The organism is Marinimicrobium hydrolyticum (assembly GCF_030848505.1).
Lineage (GTDB): Bacteria > Pseudomonadota > Gammaproteobacteria > Pseudomonadales > Cellvibrionaceae > JAVDDU01.
In genome coordinates this window covers 152,234-170,110 of the sequence record NZ_JAVDDU010000006.1, presented here as the reverse complement: position 1 = coordinate 170,110, position 17,877 = coordinate 152,234, and the positions used below count along the sequence as shown (strand labels likewise).

Genomic DNA, 17,877 nt, shown 5'->3' with positions numbered 1-17,877 from the left:
CACAATGGCATTGGTTATGGATGCCCAAAAATGCGCCTGTATATAACGGAAAAACCAAGCGCGGCGCGACAATTAATTGACGCGCTTGGCGAGTGCCGACATGTTCGGTCATCAAACGGAACCAAGTTTGGCGGTCATAAGGCCGGTAACGGTTGGTGCGTGACGTGGCTTAGTGGGTACTTCCATCGGTTGTACGAGCCGCACGATTACGACCCGGCGCTCAAGCGCTGGAGCATGAGTACACTCCCCATCTTACACACTGAGCCAGTGTGGAAAGTCGATGATTCTCCCAATTTCCCCCCAAAACACGAAATAGAAGAGCAAATCGAGCATATTCAGGGGCTCTACGCACAGGCTGACGAGGTGATTCTTGCCACCGACGCCGACCAAGAAGGTCAGGTGATCGGCCAAGTGTTTTTGGAGCAGACCGGCTGGACTGGCCCCGTCAAGCGCCTTTGGAGCGATTTGTGGGAGGTTCAGGGGCTTCGAGAAGCACTGGGTAAGCTGCGCGATAACCGAGAGTTTCGGGGAATGTATGAGGCCGGGCTCAGCCGTATTATTTGTGACCAGATGATCGGCATTAATTTTACTCGTTTGCTGACGCTGAAAGCGGAGCAAGCGGGATACAGCTTTATGGCCAATTCGGGCCGAGTTCGCTCCCCATGTACTAAGTACGTGGTTGACCACCAGGCGAAGGTAGACGCCCACAGCGCCCGCGCCTACTACAATCTGCGCGCCAATCTGCAGCGCGAATCCGAATCCTTTCAGGCCAGGCTTATTCTGCCCTCGTCTTTGCTCGAAGATGGGGAGCATTGCTTTGATCCCGAGCCGATCCGGCGTATTCAGGCTTCCTTGAGCCAGGAGACGCACGGGATCGTCGAGTCAGTCACCCGCTCGCAACAAGAACACAAGCCGCCGCTGCCTTTCAATCAAAATACACTCTCGCAGTACTGCGCGCAGCACCATTCTATGATGCCGGATGAGACAGAAGCTGCCGCCCAGAAGCTCTACGAGCAAGGGTATCTGTCCTACCCTAGGGTAGAGAGCAAAGCCTACGAAACCTCTGTGTTGCTCAAAGTGCCCAGTATCTTTCAGATGCTCGCCGGTTTATCCCCTGAGTTCACTCAGGCCGTGAGCCTGGCCAACATCGAGCACCCCCAGCCGGTGTTCGTGGATGAGGGCGTCGATGCCCACGGCGCGATATTCCCGTCGCCGACAGCCCCCAATATATCGGCGCTAAGCGCCCACCAAAAGGCCGTCTACCTGGCGGTAGCGAACCGGCTTCTGGCGCAGTTCTACCCCAACCATATCACCAGTAACGATAAAGTTATTTTGCTGATCGGCAATCACCGCTTCATGGCCGAGAGCAGCGGCATCGTTCAGCCCGGGTGGACATCACTTGTCCCCACGGAGGATAAAGAAAAAACCCACCTGCCGGCTTTGAATCAGGGCGATCAATGCCCACTTCGGGAACTGCAGTTGCAGGAGCGAAAAACCAAAGCGCCTTCGCGTCTGACCGTTAGCGCTTTTCAGGCCATGCTGGAGGACTGCACACACCTGCTGTCCGAACCGGTACGTCAGCGTATGGGCTCGGCCCGGGGCCAGCTAGGCACCGGCGCAACGCAGAAAACCTATCTGAAGGAATTGGTTGCTCAACGCGTGGCGGTCGTAGAGGACAAAAAGTACGTTGTCCCCACCCGTCGGGGGATCGAGTTGGCGCGGCTGTTGCCAGACACGCTTTCCTCTCCGGATCTGAGCAGCCTCTGGGAGATGCATTTCCGGGCGATCCGTAAAGGACAAAAAACACGTCAAGAGTTCGTTGGTGCCGTCGCTGACTGGGTGCGCACCCAAGTTGAACAGGTTAAGGCTTTGAGCTTCCCCCCGTCTCCAACTATTAACGCCTGCGAGCGCTGTAGCAGCGCAATGATTCGCCGCCCAAGGCGGGGCGAGCCGACACAGTTTTACTGGCAATGCAGTAATGAGGAATGCCGCACCACCACCCCCGATCTGGGCGGCAAACCGCTGGAGCTTCACCCCAAGGATGGCGAACCCTGCCCCAAATGCGAAAGCGCTTTGCGCACAAAAATGCGTCGCAAAGACCGCGCCCGCTTTTTAGGCTGCTCTAACCGCGAGTGTAAACACAATGAGGACTAACAATGGCTATGGATATACAGCAACAGGCGAGGGAGCTTGTTGACCAAATGGATACACGGCACCTTAAAACCTTATACGAGCCCCCGATGTGCCCCCGGTGCGGGGCGGCGTGTGATCGCGCGGCTCGTGAAGGCGTATGGAAGCACTGTGACTACTCGGTATCAATTCCCGTGTGGAAGCTGGTGTGCGTGCAGGCATCCCAATTACGTGAAATGCTAAAAGCTGAAAAAATCACCACGATCTCCTTCCACGGGCACCCAATCCCGGTCGAGGAAGCCGTACAGCCGACGCATTTATTCCCCCTGTTTGTGGCCGCTGCCGAAGAATACGGACGGATCATCAATCAAACCCCCCTGCTGAGTTTAAAGCCCACTGATGAAAGTGCGGATGAGGCCGGGACCACTTTGCTGCCCTTTTATATCACGCTCAATGATGCCGGATGTCAGCCTACTGAATACACCTTGCTACTGATCGGTGCGGCAAAGGAGGCCATCGAGAGGATGCGCAAGACAGATCCTACTGGCTCGGTTATGCCCGCTGAGATCATTATCGATATTGGCCACATATCGGTAGCAGCCTAATGGAAGAGTCCGATCTGCCCGATTTGCTGGACCAATTCGCCGTCGGGGCCGATGTGGCTAACCACAACGCGCCCCTGGTCAAGCTCGCCAACGCCAAATGGCAAGGCGCCCTCATTGGGGCGTTGAGTGAGTGTCGGGAACAAGGTGGCGACCTTGCTCAGCTCGGCGATACTTATCGCGATCTTGCCAAACAATTGTTGGTCAAGCTCGACTGTGATCCGGACGATCAGCGTTTGCACAATACCGCGATGCAGGCACTTATCCGCCCTGTCACGCGCGAGGTGCGCGAACACGGCACACTCAATGGCCAGTGGTTGGATGACTACGCGCAAACTCTGAAACAATTGCCCGCCATGGTTAGAATTATCAGCTATCCGACCACGGCCAGCACGAGTATGGGGATGACTCTGGCGAACCACCATGCGGAGCTGATCAATCTAAGCAATACCTTCAGCTTCCTGCGCGCGCCGGCCGATGTGGCCAGCTGGGCCCACACGCAAATTGATCCGCACGCCTATCAAATGGCCAAGAAGATTGCCCCACACGATGAAACCGGCCCCGCCTATCAGAACCAGCTCAATGTACACCGCAAGCTCTTTATCGGTGCCTACTACGCTGAAGCCCGACAATGGCAAGGCATGCTGGAGGATTCCCCAAGCTCGGCCCGCCTCTACCCGGACGGCATTCCGCTAACCGGAGTGCAGACCCGCTTCCAGGAACAGGCGGAACTGTTGAAACAATTGATCGAGCCTGAGCAACAGCAGACGTTGCAGTCAGGAATTTCGCGCTAAGAGATGTCAGGCCCGACCTGGGCTAAGAAGGAGAATATTGGTGAGTAACCCGAAAACATCCCAAAGCAGCGATCAAAAGCCCAAGCGCTTTCGCTTCGTACGCGCCACAGGCCGTGCTCTGGGAACCTGGTTGACACCGTACGGTGTCCTGCGAGGCGTCTACCAACGACAAGTTAGCGCACACGCGCTCACCCCAGAGACTCCCGTGGAAAACCTAGGGGAGGCACGCGTCAATAACATTGCTGCAATCGTAGCCAGTGTCATGGGGCTTGCCGCGTGCGCGTGGGCGTTTGTATGGTTGAGTGACGAGAACGCCGAACGCTCAACGCTCTCTTTCGTGGGTGTCATCCTCATCGTTATGACGATCATGCTGGGGCTCAAACTTCGCCGGCACATCGCGAACTTAATGGAGCTGCGCCGACGCGGCTTGGAGCAAGAGCCCGGCTACACGGCAGAGCAAAAGCTGTTTCAGCCAGAGCAGGATAAACTGCAGATCGATGACAACGCCCTCGCGGTGCTGCTCTTTCGCTTCACCACCTGGCGCAATATGTTTTTCATATCCGCCACCTTCGCGCTATGCCTGTTCCTCACTCCCAGTAACGTAGCTGGCATTCGTCAGTGGCAAGGGCTGCACAGCGGAGTCAACTTTCCGGCGATTGTCGCTCTGACCTATTTTTTCCTAGTGGCCATTTTGGTGGTCAGTGGCCTTCGGGCACAAAAGGACATCAACGCCGTATTGGCCAAGGGCGCCCAACCCTTGGTCGAAGGGTATGTCACGGCCAATAATCACGTACTGCGGATCATGGGCTTTGTGGCGGCAACATTGCTGGTTGCCGCCGTGGGGGATGCGCTCTTGGTCTGGCTTGGGGATAACAATTTCACGATGGGTTTTGCCGCCGTTTCGCGTATCGCCCTATTCATCTACATGGTCGCCTTCGGCGTGAATATTCTACGCAGCACCTCTACCATTAGTGGACTGGAAACGGCGAGGACAAAAAGCGAGGCGGGGTTTCTAAACGTATTTCTCGCAGGATCGTGCCGCCTGCCGGCTCCGCCGGATAATCAACCTCTCAACCCCTTGCCCATTGGCGCTGTCCGCTTGTGCGCGCTGATACTCTTCGGCGCAGCCTTATGGGTGGCCAGCAATGGCGGTGTCATGGCGCTACTGACCGCGATGGCCAGCATGGGGCCTTTGGCATTGCTGGGTTCAGTGATCCATTTTTATCCTCAGCTTCACGCGGCTGAAAACGAACCGTTCAACGCTGAGGTGCAACGGTGAGCGATTCCGACCTCAGAGAAAAGAATTTCGACCCGATCGGTATGCTCATCATTCTGCTCGTGCTGCTCGCGGGCGCGTATTTTGGCTTCCGTTGGTTTTGGAGCAACTACGATTCAACGGTCAAAGATATTTTCTTATGGACCGCCTACTACCTACGGTACATCCAACTGCCCTTCTCCCCAGTAATGACTGAGACCTACAAGACGGTGCTTTGGAATCTGCCGAACTTGTACAACGAGTACATTGGGACCAACTACGACGATGAGTTTTTGCCTGTGTTTGCGCAAATCGCGATGCGTAACGTGGCGATGCACCTGGCGGTGATCTTTATTCCGTTCGGGATTTATCTCATATCACGGCACGACAAACTCATGTTTGTTCGGCAAATGGGCGTTGATCAACTCATTGAGGTGCAACGCAAATTCTTCCCGAGAATCCGTCCTGCAACCAATCAGAATCTGCTGCATAAAGACCCCCGGTTCGGCAACTGGGCTTCGGCTCAGAACCCCATAGAGATGGCCATTCAACGCGGGTTCATGCGCTTAGAAGATCCAGAGAACATCCCGGAGGGAGAGCTACGCGAGGTTTTCGGGGATAAGCTGCAAGACATAGCGATGGCCGGACTTAAAGATCCGACCGAGTACACAAAGGTTATCCAGGGCGTGTCCGCGCGCGAATACGCCGAATTGCTCTGGCCCACGGCTAACGCACAACCTGAAAGCGACCCGCTGAAAACGCTCTACGATAATATTGATCTGTACCACGGCTTATTGCACTTTGACGTTGATCGGCTCAAAGAGCACTACACCGCCACATTGGGGCCACGCTGCCAGTACGGCGGGAAGTTCATCGATATCCGCCCCCTGCCGCCTTACGAGCGTACGCTCTGGGTGTTGTTTATGGCGTGCATCTCACAGAACAAAGACTTACGAAAACGCGTAGAGACCATGCTCGATCAGCTGTCGGCGAGCTTTGAGGAAGGCCCGTTTAACGCGTTTCAGGACTCCATCGATCTGACCGGTGTGGACGAAATCTATGCTCTCGCCATAAAGAGTCCAAAGGTGAGGAGTCAGCTCGCGCGCATCTCGCGAAGCCACGCCTATTACTACACCGCTTTTTTTGATCTGTACGTCACCGCAAAGAAGTTCTACGGCACCATCAAGTGCACTGATTTTCACTGGTTGCGCGTGACCAATCGCCTGCTTTTTTTAGCGCTGGATTCGGTGGGTATGGATCGTGTGCGCTTTGAAGCCGCCGCCATCAAATCCCACTACCTGGCCGAACGGAAACGTCGCTACGGTCGAGGTATGCGCATACTGGCTCCCCAGGTCGAAAGCGCCGTGCTCAACACAATTTATGAGCTCCAATTCGATGGCTGGCTGGCAATTGAGTTAACGGATATCGACGAGGACGCTGAAAGTCCGACGTTTATGCAAGCACGGTGGAAAAGCACCTCTACCGTGGAGACATCAACCGAACCAAACGCGCCAGAAGCCGAACCGGCCTAAGCGCATCACACATAAGGAGTCTGCAGTGCGTAATCCATTTAGCTCTCGCACCAAAGTTATCGCCACACGGGTCGATGGCACGAGTTTTTGGGTATCGATCGACGACGACCCAGCATTGACGTTCGTCATTAACGATCCAGCAACGATGGCTGACAATGCCACCTTCGCCGCGCTTGGCCCCAAAGTGCAGCGCGAAGTCGTCAAAGCGATTCACCGAACCGGCGGCGACAATCGGCGCCCCGGTGGCAACAATTACGCGTTGATCGCGGCGATTGGTCTGTTGGGGCTTGTGGGATTAGCCAGCGTGGGGCAGCTTTCCGGAAATCAGCCCGGCGCAGCTCAACAGTGCGGCTTCGGAGCGACCGCCTTTGAAGGCGCGTTTACGCCTAATCAGGAAGGCTTGAGCGCCGCCGCGATTGCGCCGGAGAGTCGGGGCATGGAGGACTTAAAGGCCCTTAACCAGCAATTGCAGGCGATGCGTGGGCCACAATCTCAAGAAGCCACAGAGCCCACCGAACGTACCGAGTACGAGTTCGCCTGGTAATCACTATCCGATCCTAGAACGGTTGAAACCCTCTTACGGAATACACCATGTCTATCATCGAAAACCCGGTCAGCGAAGAGAAGTACCGGACAGATATTCTAACCGGCCGCCAACAAATACAGTTGGTGCTGGCGATGCCAAACGTCAAGGGCAGCATTTACCTGTTCGTAGCCGTAACCGGCATTATCTTCCCAAAGGCGTTATTCGGGCTGATCTTTCTGCTGATTTGGATGTGGCTAGCCCGGGATAAGTCCACGTTTCCAGGGCGGGTGCCGGCCGAATCCGGAAAGCTGGATAAATCTGATCTTGGTCCGGGCGGGAAAGGTTTTCGCAAAGGCCGTGGCCAAGTGTATTTCGGTTGGCACCGCGGAACCGGAAAGGAAGCGTGGGGCTCGTTCGATGATCTTCTGACCCACTTGTACATGCTGGCGGCCACCGGTGGTGGTAAGACCGAGGCCATTTGGGCCATATTGTGTAACTTCCTGTGTGCCGGTTCGGGATGGTCCTTTATCGACGGCAAGGGCACGTTGGCGCTGGTGCAAAACGGTCGCATTCTAGCCCGGCGCTTCGGCATGGAAGATCAACTGTTTATCATCAACTACGTCAGTCCCAGCGCCGAGCATGCGCAAAAGCGCATGACCAATACGTTAAATCCCTATACGCATGGCACCGCTGCACAACTTAAAGAGCAATTAGCGTCACTGTCTCTTTCTGGCGATGCGGGACAAAACCAGTTTTTCGAAGACAACGCCTCCGTTATCATTGAAAGTGTGTTTCCGGCTCTTACGGAGCTGCGCGACAAAGGCATTATCAGTCTGGACATCCAAACCATCGGTGCCTACCTGCCGATTGATCGGATCTATAAGCTCACCGTACATCCGCAGGTTTCTCCCAAGAATCAAACCTATATCAGGCACTACCTGGAAACCCTTGGCTTTGACTTTGAGGCGGCCAAGCAGGGTAAGAAGCAAAATTCTGAAGTGATAAAAATGTACGGCCAGTTCGTTACGCACTTCTCCAAAGCAATCTCCTCTCTTTCCATTCAGTACGGCAATATTTACGTGGTGGATCAGGGGGATATCAATATGAAGGATATCCTGGGCAATCGGCGGCTGTTGATAGGCACACTGCCGTCCTTGGAGAAATCCGGCGGGGAGCTGAAGAACCTCGGCAACATTGTCATGACCACCCAGAAAAATGCCATCTCCACCGACCTCGGGGATATCTTGGAAGGCACCAAGGAAGAAACCTTATTGCGCCTGTCCAGCAGCTGGTCTGTACCGTACGCGCTGACATACGACGAATGGGCGTTCTATGCCATTAAGGACATCGCCCTGATACCGGCACAGGTACGGGGCATTAAATACTGCGGCATCTTTGCCGCTCAGGACTACGCCGGTACCGAAGGTGCGGGTGAAAAAGACGCCGAGCAGGTGTTCGCCAACACACGGTATAAATTCTTCGGCGCGCTCGAAGAGGCTGGTAAATCCTGGACTCGAATCCGCGATCTGATGGGCGAGTTTCTGGTGGCCGTCAACTCCAACTACAAATACATTCCCGGCCTTTTTGGCGGACGGCAGATCATCGATCGGGAAAAAACCGAAATCACCCGTCGCGCTCCTGTTGAAATTAAAGATTTGCAGCAGCAGGTGGAAGGTCAATTTATGATGTTCACCCGTGGCCGCTTGAGCCCGATTCAATTTTTCCACACCAATATCGAGGGTATGGAGCAGTCGGCCGCTCCCGGGCACACGTTCAAGATTAACCGTTTATGCCGAGTGTACCCTCCTACCGATTTAGAGATGGAGCGTATTGAGCAAGAAGAGCGGTATCAGGAAATCATGTATTCACCGGGCACTTTGTTCTCTCCGATCGGAATGATTAAGCCTCTCAAGCAGGCTCTCAGTGCCCGTAGGGCCGAGGGGCCGCTTGAGGCGCGTGATTATATTGCGGTGTTGAATGAATACATTGAGCGCAATGCGCTCAAACTGGGGGTTAAACTCAATCAACGACTGACCAGGCCCAAACCAAAGACCGATACCGAAACCCCTACCGACACTGAGGCTACAGCACCTCACACTGAATCCACCGCGCCACCAAGCGCCGGTCCAGAGACAGAGCCCAACTTGGGAAGCCTGGCCGCGTTCGATCCGGGTGATTTACCGCCGTCGGACTCCCCAACCACCAGCGCTGCTCCTCAACAGACTGAGCCTGAATCAGCACCAGAAACAGCCGTGAATACTCGCTCTCCTGAAAGCGAAGCCGCACAAGCCGAGCCGACGCCTGCCCAAACGCCAATGGCGGCGCCGGCACAAGCTCCTGTAGCGCCCCAAGCAACCAAAAACGCACCCGAGAACGGCGAACTGGACCTTCACGCCGCGACCTTAGCCGCGAAAAAAGCCATTATCGACGCTCCGGATGCGCCTGGTGGCGCGCATATTCTCAGCAAGGAAGAAGCGGCCAATGTCCGCAACGATATGACCCAGATCGCTGCACTTATGGGCTATTCCGCGCCCCTTTGCGAAAAAACGGCACAACAGACGCTAGATAATTTAGAGCGGCATTGTTACTATCTGGCCCCACCAAAGCCCCGATCATTGGATATGGACAAAATTAAGAGCCTGGAGGCTAGGGTGAACGCGCTACTGGAGGGAGTGTAAGGATATTCTATGACTCCCACGGGTAGCGCCCTAACGTGAATACGCCAGGAGTCAAATGGATCTTAAAAATAGAATCATCACTGGGGGAGTCATCCTCGAAGTGGCCGAGGCGCTGGATATTGAAACCATGGACTGGTCCTATTTTCTCGGAATGTTCAGCGCTAGCGTTCACCGTATGCAAATTCAGCCAGACAAGCCCGTTGACTTCGCGCGAGCCATCTTGGTGCGGTATATCGCCAAGACCTTTCCCGCGACCGGCCGCTTGGCGGCCACGGCCGGGGGTATGGCCCTACGGGCCAAGAAAAACACCGAAACGGGTCTGCATCTGATCGAAGAGCTACGAGCGGTGTACGAAGAACACCCTTACGGTATTGAGATCGGTGGACAACGCCTTAATTTGAACAAACTAGGAAACATGAGCGTCCTGCTCGCCCGCAACTACACCACCACCCGAACCTATCTCAATGACGGCCGCTCCTTCACCCAGTCGGGGCACCGATGGGTCGATATCGTCCTTTCCCGGTTTGAACACTCGCCGCTGCGAGGCAGCGCTCCCAAAAGCACCAAGGGGGGCAATATCGCTGATCCGGAGGTAGATCTGATTCAGGAGATTCTGCTGGAGGAAGCGGAGGCAAACGACATTAAGCTGAACAAGCTTTTAAGCAAAGGCTGGCAGGGCTGGCAAAAATAAAGGTCGGCGTCTCTTAACGGCTCATGGAGTGCGCCGCCTGGTTTGGCTCACGCTCATGTTCTGCCGCGGCGCTAACCATTAAGCGCTCCAAGTGCTGACCAAACTCCCACAACGCCGCACCGACTGGCGCCAATTCGGCCGCCACATCATCGCCCGGCGCTCCCGAAGCGCAAAGTCGGGGCTCATAGGCATCGGCCCAATGGAGCCGGTACCAAGTGTACCGCGCCACGGCGTAGACGAAAGGCATCACCCGTGAGTCCAGTCCGTAACTCAGAGCCTCCCGGTAAGCGGGGGTGAGCCTACGATAAGGGGCATGTTGTGCGCTCACCAGCGCAATGCCTCGAAGCAGCGACATCAGAGGTGCGCTGGCCTCGCTTTGAACGGCCCCAACAAACCCGGCAATTTGGCTCTCAGCCTCTCGCGAGGGAGCGCCGATGGCCTGGCGAAGTATCGACAATGCCGCCGTACCCAAACGCATCTCTACCTCACGCTGATACTCGGCCAGATCGTCGTACAGGTCATCCTCGATAGAGATATCGAGCTGCGCGTACTGCCAGCTGCCCAGCAGCGGCTCGGCCATCTCGGTAAAAAGCGCCTCATGGTGCTCACTGGCCCAGTGGTACAAGCCTTTTGCCCAGTGCAGTAATAGTGTTCCCGGGTAAACGGTGGAGCGAAAGCCCCCTTCGACACCCAAAACCACCGCATCACCATTGTCCGTAATGGTTAACTCACCAAACATATCCACCATCGACGTAGGCCATTGCAGCGCATTGAAGGCTTCAAGCAAGAGTCTCCGAGCCTCCGCCGCGTTCCAGGCGAGCGGTTTGCGCTCCCACAAAATCGGCTCGCGGTACTGTGACAGGTACGTCATGCGCGATTGCGCGAGGGCCGCCCGGGCCGATTCTTCGTCCTCGAAATCATCGCTCAACCGAACAATATGTCCGGTGGTGGTTGCATAGCCATGGAAACACCGCTTTCCACGCAACTCCACCCGAAAGACGCGCAAGCGAGTCTCGCGAGCCATGTTATAGAGCGCATCGTTCGCATCCCGGGCCGTACGGTACAGTCCGGTACCCACGGGAACGCAATCGCCCTTGTTGGTTACACGGTACAGCTGCCAGTTGTCCGAGCCGGGAATTTGCCCACAGGTAAAACCGGTCCACCACCAACTGTGCCCTTCTTCAGCGCCGGCATCCAACCGGGCGTTGACGAACTCGTGGGCGGACGAAGGGCTGTTCAGCACTCGCATCAGTTGATAGCGGCCCTGGTGTGCCGGCGCCAGAGCATGACCGAGATCGCGCAAGGGCTCCTGGTGTCGGTTCATGTGCTTGGTCAAGCTGTCTCGGTTTAGAACGCCGGCAAAGTGCTGTATGAGAGCTTCGAAATTGGACAAATAAGCAGGCTGCGCTAAGGGGGTTTCACGCTGTGTCAGGACGGTATCGAACAAATGACGGCACAATACGCGCGCGTACGGTACGCGTCGCTCGACCTCCACCGCCAGAGTGACTAGCCGGGCCACCACTTCACTCCAGGGCAGCGAGCGTGAGCTGGTCGTATTGTGAATGGTTGCCGTGTTGCTGCCCTCCACAGGAGTTGTCTCGTCGGCCGCGTTCTCATCGCCCTCCTGCTCGGGCAACTCCATATCGCCAAGCGTCTGCGTCCAATCCGGTTCGGCTTCCTCGGCCTGGCACTGGGAGACACGTTCAGCCCATTCGGCCAGTCTGGCCGGATCCGCTAAGGGTTGAAATTTACCGTCGAGCAAAAACTGCGCGAGGCCGTCGACATCGGAAAACTCCCGGATATCGACCGGTCCCCCATGGCTGGCACCAATGTATGCGCAGCGGCGAGGCCAATCGGCCCAACACAGTGTGGATACAGCTCCGGACGACACATAGCTTACCGGGACAACCCGCTCCATCTGTGCCGTTAAGCGGCGTCGATCAACAATCTTGTCCAGCAACAGCGTGTGGGATATCTCAGAGGGAATGTCTTGCGTGTCGAGGCTATAGGTCTTGGCGGTGCCCCACACATATTCGAACGTCTGGGCATCCTCCGGGTTACGCTCAAGGCGGTCCATGCACGCCGCTTTGATAATGGCCCAAGCACCGCGGCAATTCACCGCGCCGCGCAGCGCATCGTTTTTGGCCGCTCGCTGAGCGTCCCGTCCGAAAATATTAGCGCCTTTGGTCAGGTATTCGACATGCTCATCGCCGTACTGGGTGAGTATGACTTTCACGCTCGCCGGCGGCGGCGCAAATATAATTCGTTCGGGTTCGTAAATTTTGACGGGCTTGCGCTGAACAAAATTGATTGGCCCGAAGATGGCTCGCCACCAACGCTCGGTTTTATCGTGGGCATCGATAAACCAGCCTTCGGGGCGCTGAACGAAGCCGCTGGCATCAAGCACGCTGTGAAACCCTACCGGTACATTCTCAAGATGCACCACGGGACACTCAGCGCCGCCGCCTTTAGGTCGGAACCAAAACGGCGTTACCCGGATCTCCTGGTCAGGGATATCCGGGCACAACACATACGGTAAGCTTTCAATATCCATAGGAAGGTGCTTCGAGTTAGCGGCTCATAGAGGCGCCCTGGGTTTGCTCGTTTTCCTTGCTCCGACCAAGGAGCTTGTCGAGCAATTCTTTGAGTTTTTCAGCCATTTTTTCCATGGCGTCTTGACGTTCAGCCACTTCCTCTGGGCTCAAATCGTTGTCCTGCAGATCAGCCAGCTTCGCTAGGTTCGCATCCTCTTGGGTGCGCTTCTCAAGCCATTCATCAACTGGCGCACCGAACTGTTCAGCGATTTCCTCGTCTGACCAACCTTGCTTGCGTGCATGCTCTACGGTGGACTCCAATGCCTCCGCCACCTCCTGGTACTCACACGACAAAAACTCCATTTCACCGGCTGCATCGAAGTCGGATCGCGCGCTAAAAGCTTTGGCCATAGTCGCTACGGCCGGATCGTCGCTTTCGGTCAGTTCCAAAACACTGCCGAGCTTCATGCCATCGCCAAGGTCCATCTGGGAGTAGCGACCATCTGGAGCGCCCTTGTCGATCTCCTCTATCGTCGAGAGTAACGCATTCGATCTAGCCATCAGATGCTGGTCGCCCATCAGGGCCACGCGATTCTGCACACTCTCCTTATCCATAGAGCCTATGGATTTACCCAGGCGGTCACGAATATCGACGACATTATCCGGCACCGGCTCACCGCGAAGCTGGCTCATGTCATCAGCTCGGATTGGTTCACCCTCCCCACTCACAGCACCTCGCAGTCTGCTGGCCACCGCCGAGCTGGCTGCTGCAGCTGTGCCGGCGGCAGCACCTGCAGCGGCTCCGGCGACGGCGCCGCCGGTGCCGGCCGCGGCACCGAGGGTTGTGGCAGCGACATTTTTAATCGTGTTCAAGAAGCTGCCGCCTGAATCTTCAGACGGACCTCCACCGCCCTCGGCACGGGCTGACAGGGCTGGCCCTAACGCATCGATGAGCTTTAACAGACGTTCATCTTCGTTCTCTGGTGTTTGTGCCGCCTGGGCGGCTTCCGCCTCCAGCTGGGCAGGTTCTTGGAGTTCATCGGCGGAAGCTGTCGTCTCTTGCTCCAGCTCCGGCGCGGGCGCCTCCTCGGCGCTAGGCTCATGCTGTTCAACAGATTGATTACCCACTGCCTCGTTCGCCACCTCGGGCTGATCAAACGCCGGGGGCACTTCCAGATTACTCTCCGGCAGTGGCTCATCCCACGCCGATAGATCAGGCGCGCCTTCCAACTCCTCCGGTGAGGGATGGGCGTTCATGTCCTCGCCAAAATCCCCAAAGGCCGACAGCAGATCATCTTGAGCCTCTGGCGCTAAGCTCGCGCTGTATTCCTCAAAACGCTCCTTGATGACCTCAGCCTGCCAAAGCTCTTGCGCATCGAGTGTGATATCGCCATTGGGGTTATCAACAAATCCCATCAGGTAACTTTTAAGCTCCACGTCCTGGCTGTCTTCAGCAAGGGCATCCAGTAGCATCTGCTCCAGACGCGTCTGCTCTTCCTCGCTGAGCTCCAATGCGTCCAGATTATTGATAGTGGCCATTAAGCGCTCCTAATTACTCTTGATCGTTGTCGGCGAGGGCGGCACCCTCTTTCGTTTCCAGCATTTGATCCAGAAACTCGTCCGCCGGCGGGATGCTGGTCTCGCCTTCGGAAAACGATGCTAAGACCGCATCATCTTGTTGTGCTTCGCCGTCGCTACTTACAGGACCGGTCATTCTCTCATCACCTCCAGTTGTTAGTTGTTATTGGCGTACTTGGTTGTAGCCGTAGTGAGGGTTAAATACTTCATCGTTGTAAACACCGATTTTTGCGGCCTCGATCGTGTTGCCGTAGCTCTCCGCCTCAAGAATCAGCATATCAATTAGATTGCCCATGGCCTCTTGCGCGGCGATGGTGTTAAGCAACGTCCGTTCACCGCTGTTCACGTCGGCCGTTAGTGACTCAGCCGTACTATACGCCTGTTCCACGTTCGACCTGATAAAGTTTAGTAAAGACGTTGCGCCCGCCTCCGTTTCAATCTCGCTGCGCAGTGCCATTTCCCACGCTAAGAACTCTGCTGCCGTACGAGCCCTTGCGCTCACTCGTCGGTACCCGGCAGGATCGTGACCGAATAAATCCTGATCCCTCAAGCCGCGATACACACCAGGTGGTACCGCCATGGCCCGACGTATCGCAATGGCTTCATCCCACATGTCCTCCCGAATCACCCGGTCGGCGAAGCCAGCCTCAATGTTGGACATAAAGGTGGCAATTAGCTGAAAGGCATCCTCGGGCGTTTCCTGTTCGCGCAAAATCTCTCGCAAAAACTCGCTCGCCCGGTTTTGCACTGTTTGCACCATGAAGTCGCTGGTCACAGCGATCGGATCGCGTGGCTCTTCAGTTTCCGCACCGTCCACTCGGGAATGACGCGACAGCGTAACCGCTTGCATGCCGGCAACATCGCGACTGGTGCGGCTAACATTCTCCGGCCCGTAGTCATTCGCGATTCGGTAGGTCTCATTGGCAATCATTCTGCTCTGAGCTAAGGCCTCCATTGAATCCTTCAGCCCCTCGTGCAATCGAAGCTCCACTTCCCGGTTGGCGGTCATCTCCATGGAGACCGTCTGGGCGTGCGCCTGGTGTGCCGCTACAGTTTGCTGTGTTACTAAATCCATTGCTGTTTCCTGGGTCTCAAAACCCAGATCTATTGCATCATCGAGTCGATCCTGAATCATCGACAGAGACTGCGTTAACGCATTCAAAGAGGAGCGCGCCGCGCCGAGCAAAGATCGACCCGCACTGAGCGCCGCATCGGTACACATGAGGCAGATCTGACAGGCTGGGGCGCAAGGGCACGTAAAGGCCTCAGCTCTTTGAGGCGCGGACAATGTGAGCACCGATGCCGCTCCCGCAATGACCGAAGCCCCCACGAAGACTCTGAGCTTACTCACGGCGTCCTCCACGGCTCGATGCACTGGCCCGCTCCCGCGCAAAAAATTCATCCAGATGGCGCATCGCGTTCTCGTTCATGTAACCCAACTGACTCGACCCTAAACGCACCCGCGCCAAAGTTGCCTCTAACTGCTCCATACGAATGCGATTTGAAACACCTCCCCTGTGCGCGATACTGCGCAGCAATGTGGCTCGTGAGGCACTGCCATCTTCGATGTTGCCCTCACCTGAAACCCCTTCACTAACAGCGCTCCACAGATCACTCATAATGCTGACATCGCCCACGCGCAGGCCGTTCTCATCTTGCACGTCCGGTTTTACCCGCTTTGCCACTTGGCCGGCCACATCGGAGCTGGCATTCGCGGTGCGTAACCAAGCCGCCATAACCTGCTGAGTTTGCGGTGTGGCAGAACCAGGATCGAGGGCTTGGAGTGCAATAATATCGGGAGAAACCGGAAAGGATCTCTCCCCGGTGATAATGGAAATCTGCTCCAAGGCTATCTCCGCTTCAACCTCAGAGAAGTCCTGGCTGTTGACCGACACAAGATCCGCCGTAAAGGCATCGCCAAGCGAGACCCGAAACTCGTCCGCCCGGTCTTCGATTTGCTTTTCCCGGTGATCGGCCATAATTCGAGCGGCGGCTTCCTCTGCTTGTTGTCGAGCATCGATGCGACTCCAGGCATTACACAGCGCCGTGGGCACATTCTCCGGGCCATAGGTTTCGGCAATCTCCTGGGCGGAGTCGGCCATCATCGCCGAGCGTTCAAGCGCTTCCATACTTTCTTTGAGGCCATCAAGCAGGCGAAGCTGAGCTTCGCGGGACATGGTTAGCTCCATCCCCAACACGCGAGCATTGGCCTGAATGGCGGCGACGATATCTTGCCCATTGCTGGCTATTTGGTTGGCTGAGCTGGTAAATCCCACGGTAACGGTTTCAATCGTATCGGCGGTGGTTTGCGCTGCTGATCGAAAACCGCCCTGCACATCCGTGCTGTAAGTTCCGATATCGCTATTGAGCGAGCCCGCCGAGCTGCAGGTGCTACACGCATTGGCGCCACTGGTGGAAAAGACGGTAGCCGCGATCGCGGCGCCGAGAAATGTTTTGCGAATACCCCTCACCGCCAGCTCTCCCAGTCGCGATTGTTCCGGTTATCGCCGCGATCCGGCTCCTCGCCTCCTAGGCTACCGCTACCACCGACACCTCTCGTGGTGTTCGTCGAAGTGCCAACACTTGTGCCTCGTCCGCCGACGTTGTGCGAACCACCATCCACGTTCATATCCAGGCCCAACCCGGCGCACTCCTCGACATTAATGTCATCAAAACCGGCGTTCGCATCAAAGCGAACCCCGACGGCCGCGGTACAGGTGAGCAATTTGTTAGCCGAATCCATCGCCATGTCGCTCGCATCACACACGGCGCTCATCAGCCGGTCTTTGGCCCGCTCATAAAGCTGATCCAAAGCGGCATTAAACGGATTGCTTGGCAATCGACCGAAGGGGTCGAACTCAAACTCCCTAAATCCCGCAAAGCACGATCGTTCTTCTAGCGACTCCCCCGCGTCGATCATATCGGCCGCTTGGCGAGCCACGGCGCGTGCGGCCGTCGCCCGGTTTGCGGCCGTCTCCAGCAGCTCTTCACAGCCGGTATCGCCGGGGTTAAGAATCCCGTCGGCCACCGCGATCGAGGGCGATAACAGAATAAAAGGCAATGCAATCAGTGTGTTACGGTTCACGGACAAGCGCCTCCAGCGCGGTAATGGCAGCCAGTCGAACTTCAGGTGAGTACACCCGGTTAATGATTTGTTCGCGAGTGATATGGAAAAGTAGGCGTTCTCGCAACAGCTTTCCGTACATTTGCAGGGGGGTCTGGGTAATGACTTTGCTATAGAGGTGATCGTACAGCTCCGGCTGTTCCTGAATCAGCTCCTTGATAAACCACAGCGAGCCACCGTTCGGGGCGAACGAAAGAATCAGCATGATGGTTTCGGCGTGGTGATCTTGCTCTTGCTCAGTCTTGCCCAGGCCTTCGGCCAGCTGGCCGATGTTCGTCCACATTTTGGCCAGCACTTCCAGCATGGCCTCGGAGATTTCCGCTGTCTCCTCGTGGCCAAGGTTCTCGTGGACATCCATTTGCCGTATGACTTCCTGGTGCTCGTGGCTTAGAGAGCGCCAAAAGGCCTCGTAGGTGGCATGTTGCGTCATAGA

At 56.2% G+C, this 17,877-nt stretch carries 15 protein-coding genes; 8 read left to right on the top strand and 7 right to left on the bottom strand.

Annotation, left to right across the window (positions count from 1 at the left end; translation table 11 throughout):
* Positions 1-30: 30 nt before the first annotated feature.
* From RBH33_RS12540 to RBH33_RS12505, 8 genes are read left to right on the top strand one after another with little or no spacing between them, the layout of a single operon-like run.
* A complete protein-coding gene (locus tag RBH33_RS12540) occupies positions 31-2,154 on the top strand; it encodes a DNA topoisomerase (protein ID WP_306732547.1) in 2,124 nt (707 codons plus the stop codon).
* Positions 2,155-2,156: 2 nt separating this feature from the next.
* On the top strand, positions 2,157-2,735 hold the full coding sequence (locus RBH33_RS12535; protein WP_306732546.1) for a hypothetical protein: 579 nt from the start codon (positions 2,157-2,159) through the stop codon (positions 2,733-2,735).
* The gene (locus RBH33_RS12530; protein ID WP_306732545.1) at positions 2,735-3,526 is read left to right on the top strand and encodes a hypothetical protein; all 792 of its coding nucleotides are present in this window, start codon (positions 2,735-2,737) and stop codon (positions 3,524-3,526) included. The genes RBH33_RS12535 and RBH33_RS12530 overlap by 1 nt, the downstream gene beginning before the upstream one ends.
* Before the next feature lie 40 nt (positions 3,527-3,566).
* Positions 3,567-4,805, top strand: coding sequence for a hypothetical protein (locus RBH33_RS12525; RefSeq protein ID WP_306732544.1), 1,239 nt, complete (start codon positions 3,567-3,569; stop codon positions 4,803-4,805).
* On the top strand, positions 4,802-6,313 hold the full coding sequence (locus RBH33_RS12520; RefSeq protein WP_306732543.1) for a secretion/conjugation apparatus DotM-related subunit: 1,512 nt from the start codon (positions 4,802-4,804) through the stop codon (positions 6,311-6,313). Before RBH33_RS12525 ends, RBH33_RS12520 begins: the two co-directional genes overlap by 4 nt.
* 25 nt (positions 6,314-6,338) lie before the next feature.
* Positions 6,339-6,857, top strand: coding sequence for a hypothetical protein (locus tag RBH33_RS12515; protein WP_306732542.1), 519 nt, complete (start codon positions 6,339-6,341; stop codon positions 6,855-6,857).
* A 47-nt stretch (positions 6,858-6,904) separates the two neighbouring features.
* Positions 6,905-9,517 (top strand): hypothetical protein, encoded by a 2,613-nt coding sequence (locus tag RBH33_RS12510; RefSeq protein ID WP_306732541.1) that lies wholly within the window; start codon positions 6,905-6,907, stop codon positions 9,515-9,517.
* 55 nt (positions 9,518-9,572) lie between these two features.
* On the top strand, positions 9,573-10,208 hold the full coding sequence (locus RBH33_RS12505; RefSeq protein ID WP_306732540.1) for a hypothetical protein: 636 nt from the start codon (positions 9,573-9,575) through the stop codon (positions 10,206-10,208).
* Positions 10,209-10,221: 13 nt separating this feature from the next.
* On the opposite strand, the gene RBH33_RS12500 is transcribed toward RBH33_RS12505, so the two are convergent.
* The 7 genes from RBH33_RS12500 to RBH33_RS12470 are packed head-to-tail and all read right to left on the bottom strand — an operon-like array spanning position 10,222 to position 17,874.
* Positions 10,222-12,762, bottom strand: a complete 2,541-nt coding sequence (locus RBH33_RS12500; protein ID WP_306732539.1) for a hypothetical protein — start codon at positions 12,760-12,762, stop codon at positions 10,222-10,224.
* Positions 12,763-12,778: 16 nt separating this feature from the next.
* A complete protein-coding gene (locus RBH33_RS12495) occupies positions 12,779-14,281 on the bottom strand; it encodes a hypothetical protein (RefSeq protein WP_306732538.1) in 1,503 nt (500 codons plus the stop codon).
* A 13-nt stretch (positions 14,282-14,294) separates the two neighbouring features.
* Positions 14,295-14,456 (bottom strand): hypothetical protein, encoded by a 162-nt coding sequence (locus RBH33_RS12490; RefSeq protein ID WP_306732537.1) that lies wholly within the window; start codon positions 14,454-14,456, stop codon positions 14,295-14,297.
* Positions 14,457-14,483: 27 nt separating this feature from the next.
* The gene (locus tag RBH33_RS12485) at positions 14,484-15,671 is read right to left on the bottom strand and encodes a hypothetical protein (RefSeq protein WP_306732536.1); all 1,188 of its coding nucleotides are present in this window, start codon (positions 15,669-15,671) and stop codon (positions 14,484-14,486) included.
* Positions 15,664-16,791, bottom strand: a complete 1,128-nt coding sequence (locus tag RBH33_RS12480) for a hypothetical protein (protein WP_306732535.1) — start codon at positions 16,789-16,791, stop codon at positions 15,664-15,666. The genes RBH33_RS12485 and RBH33_RS12480 overlap by 8 nt, the downstream gene beginning before the upstream one ends.
* Positions 16,788-17,405, bottom strand: coding sequence for a hypothetical protein (locus RBH33_RS12475; protein WP_306732534.1), 618 nt, complete (start codon positions 17,403-17,405; stop codon positions 16,788-16,790). The genes RBH33_RS12480 and RBH33_RS12475 overlap by 4 nt, the downstream gene beginning before the upstream one ends.
* On the bottom strand, positions 17,395-17,874 hold the full coding sequence (locus RBH33_RS12470) for a type IVB secretion system protein IcmW (protein ID WP_306732533.1): 480 nt from the start codon (positions 17,872-17,874) through the stop codon (positions 17,395-17,397). The genes RBH33_RS12475 and RBH33_RS12470 overlap by 11 nt, the downstream gene beginning before the upstream one ends.
* Positions 17,875-17,877: the final 3 nt, after the last annotated feature.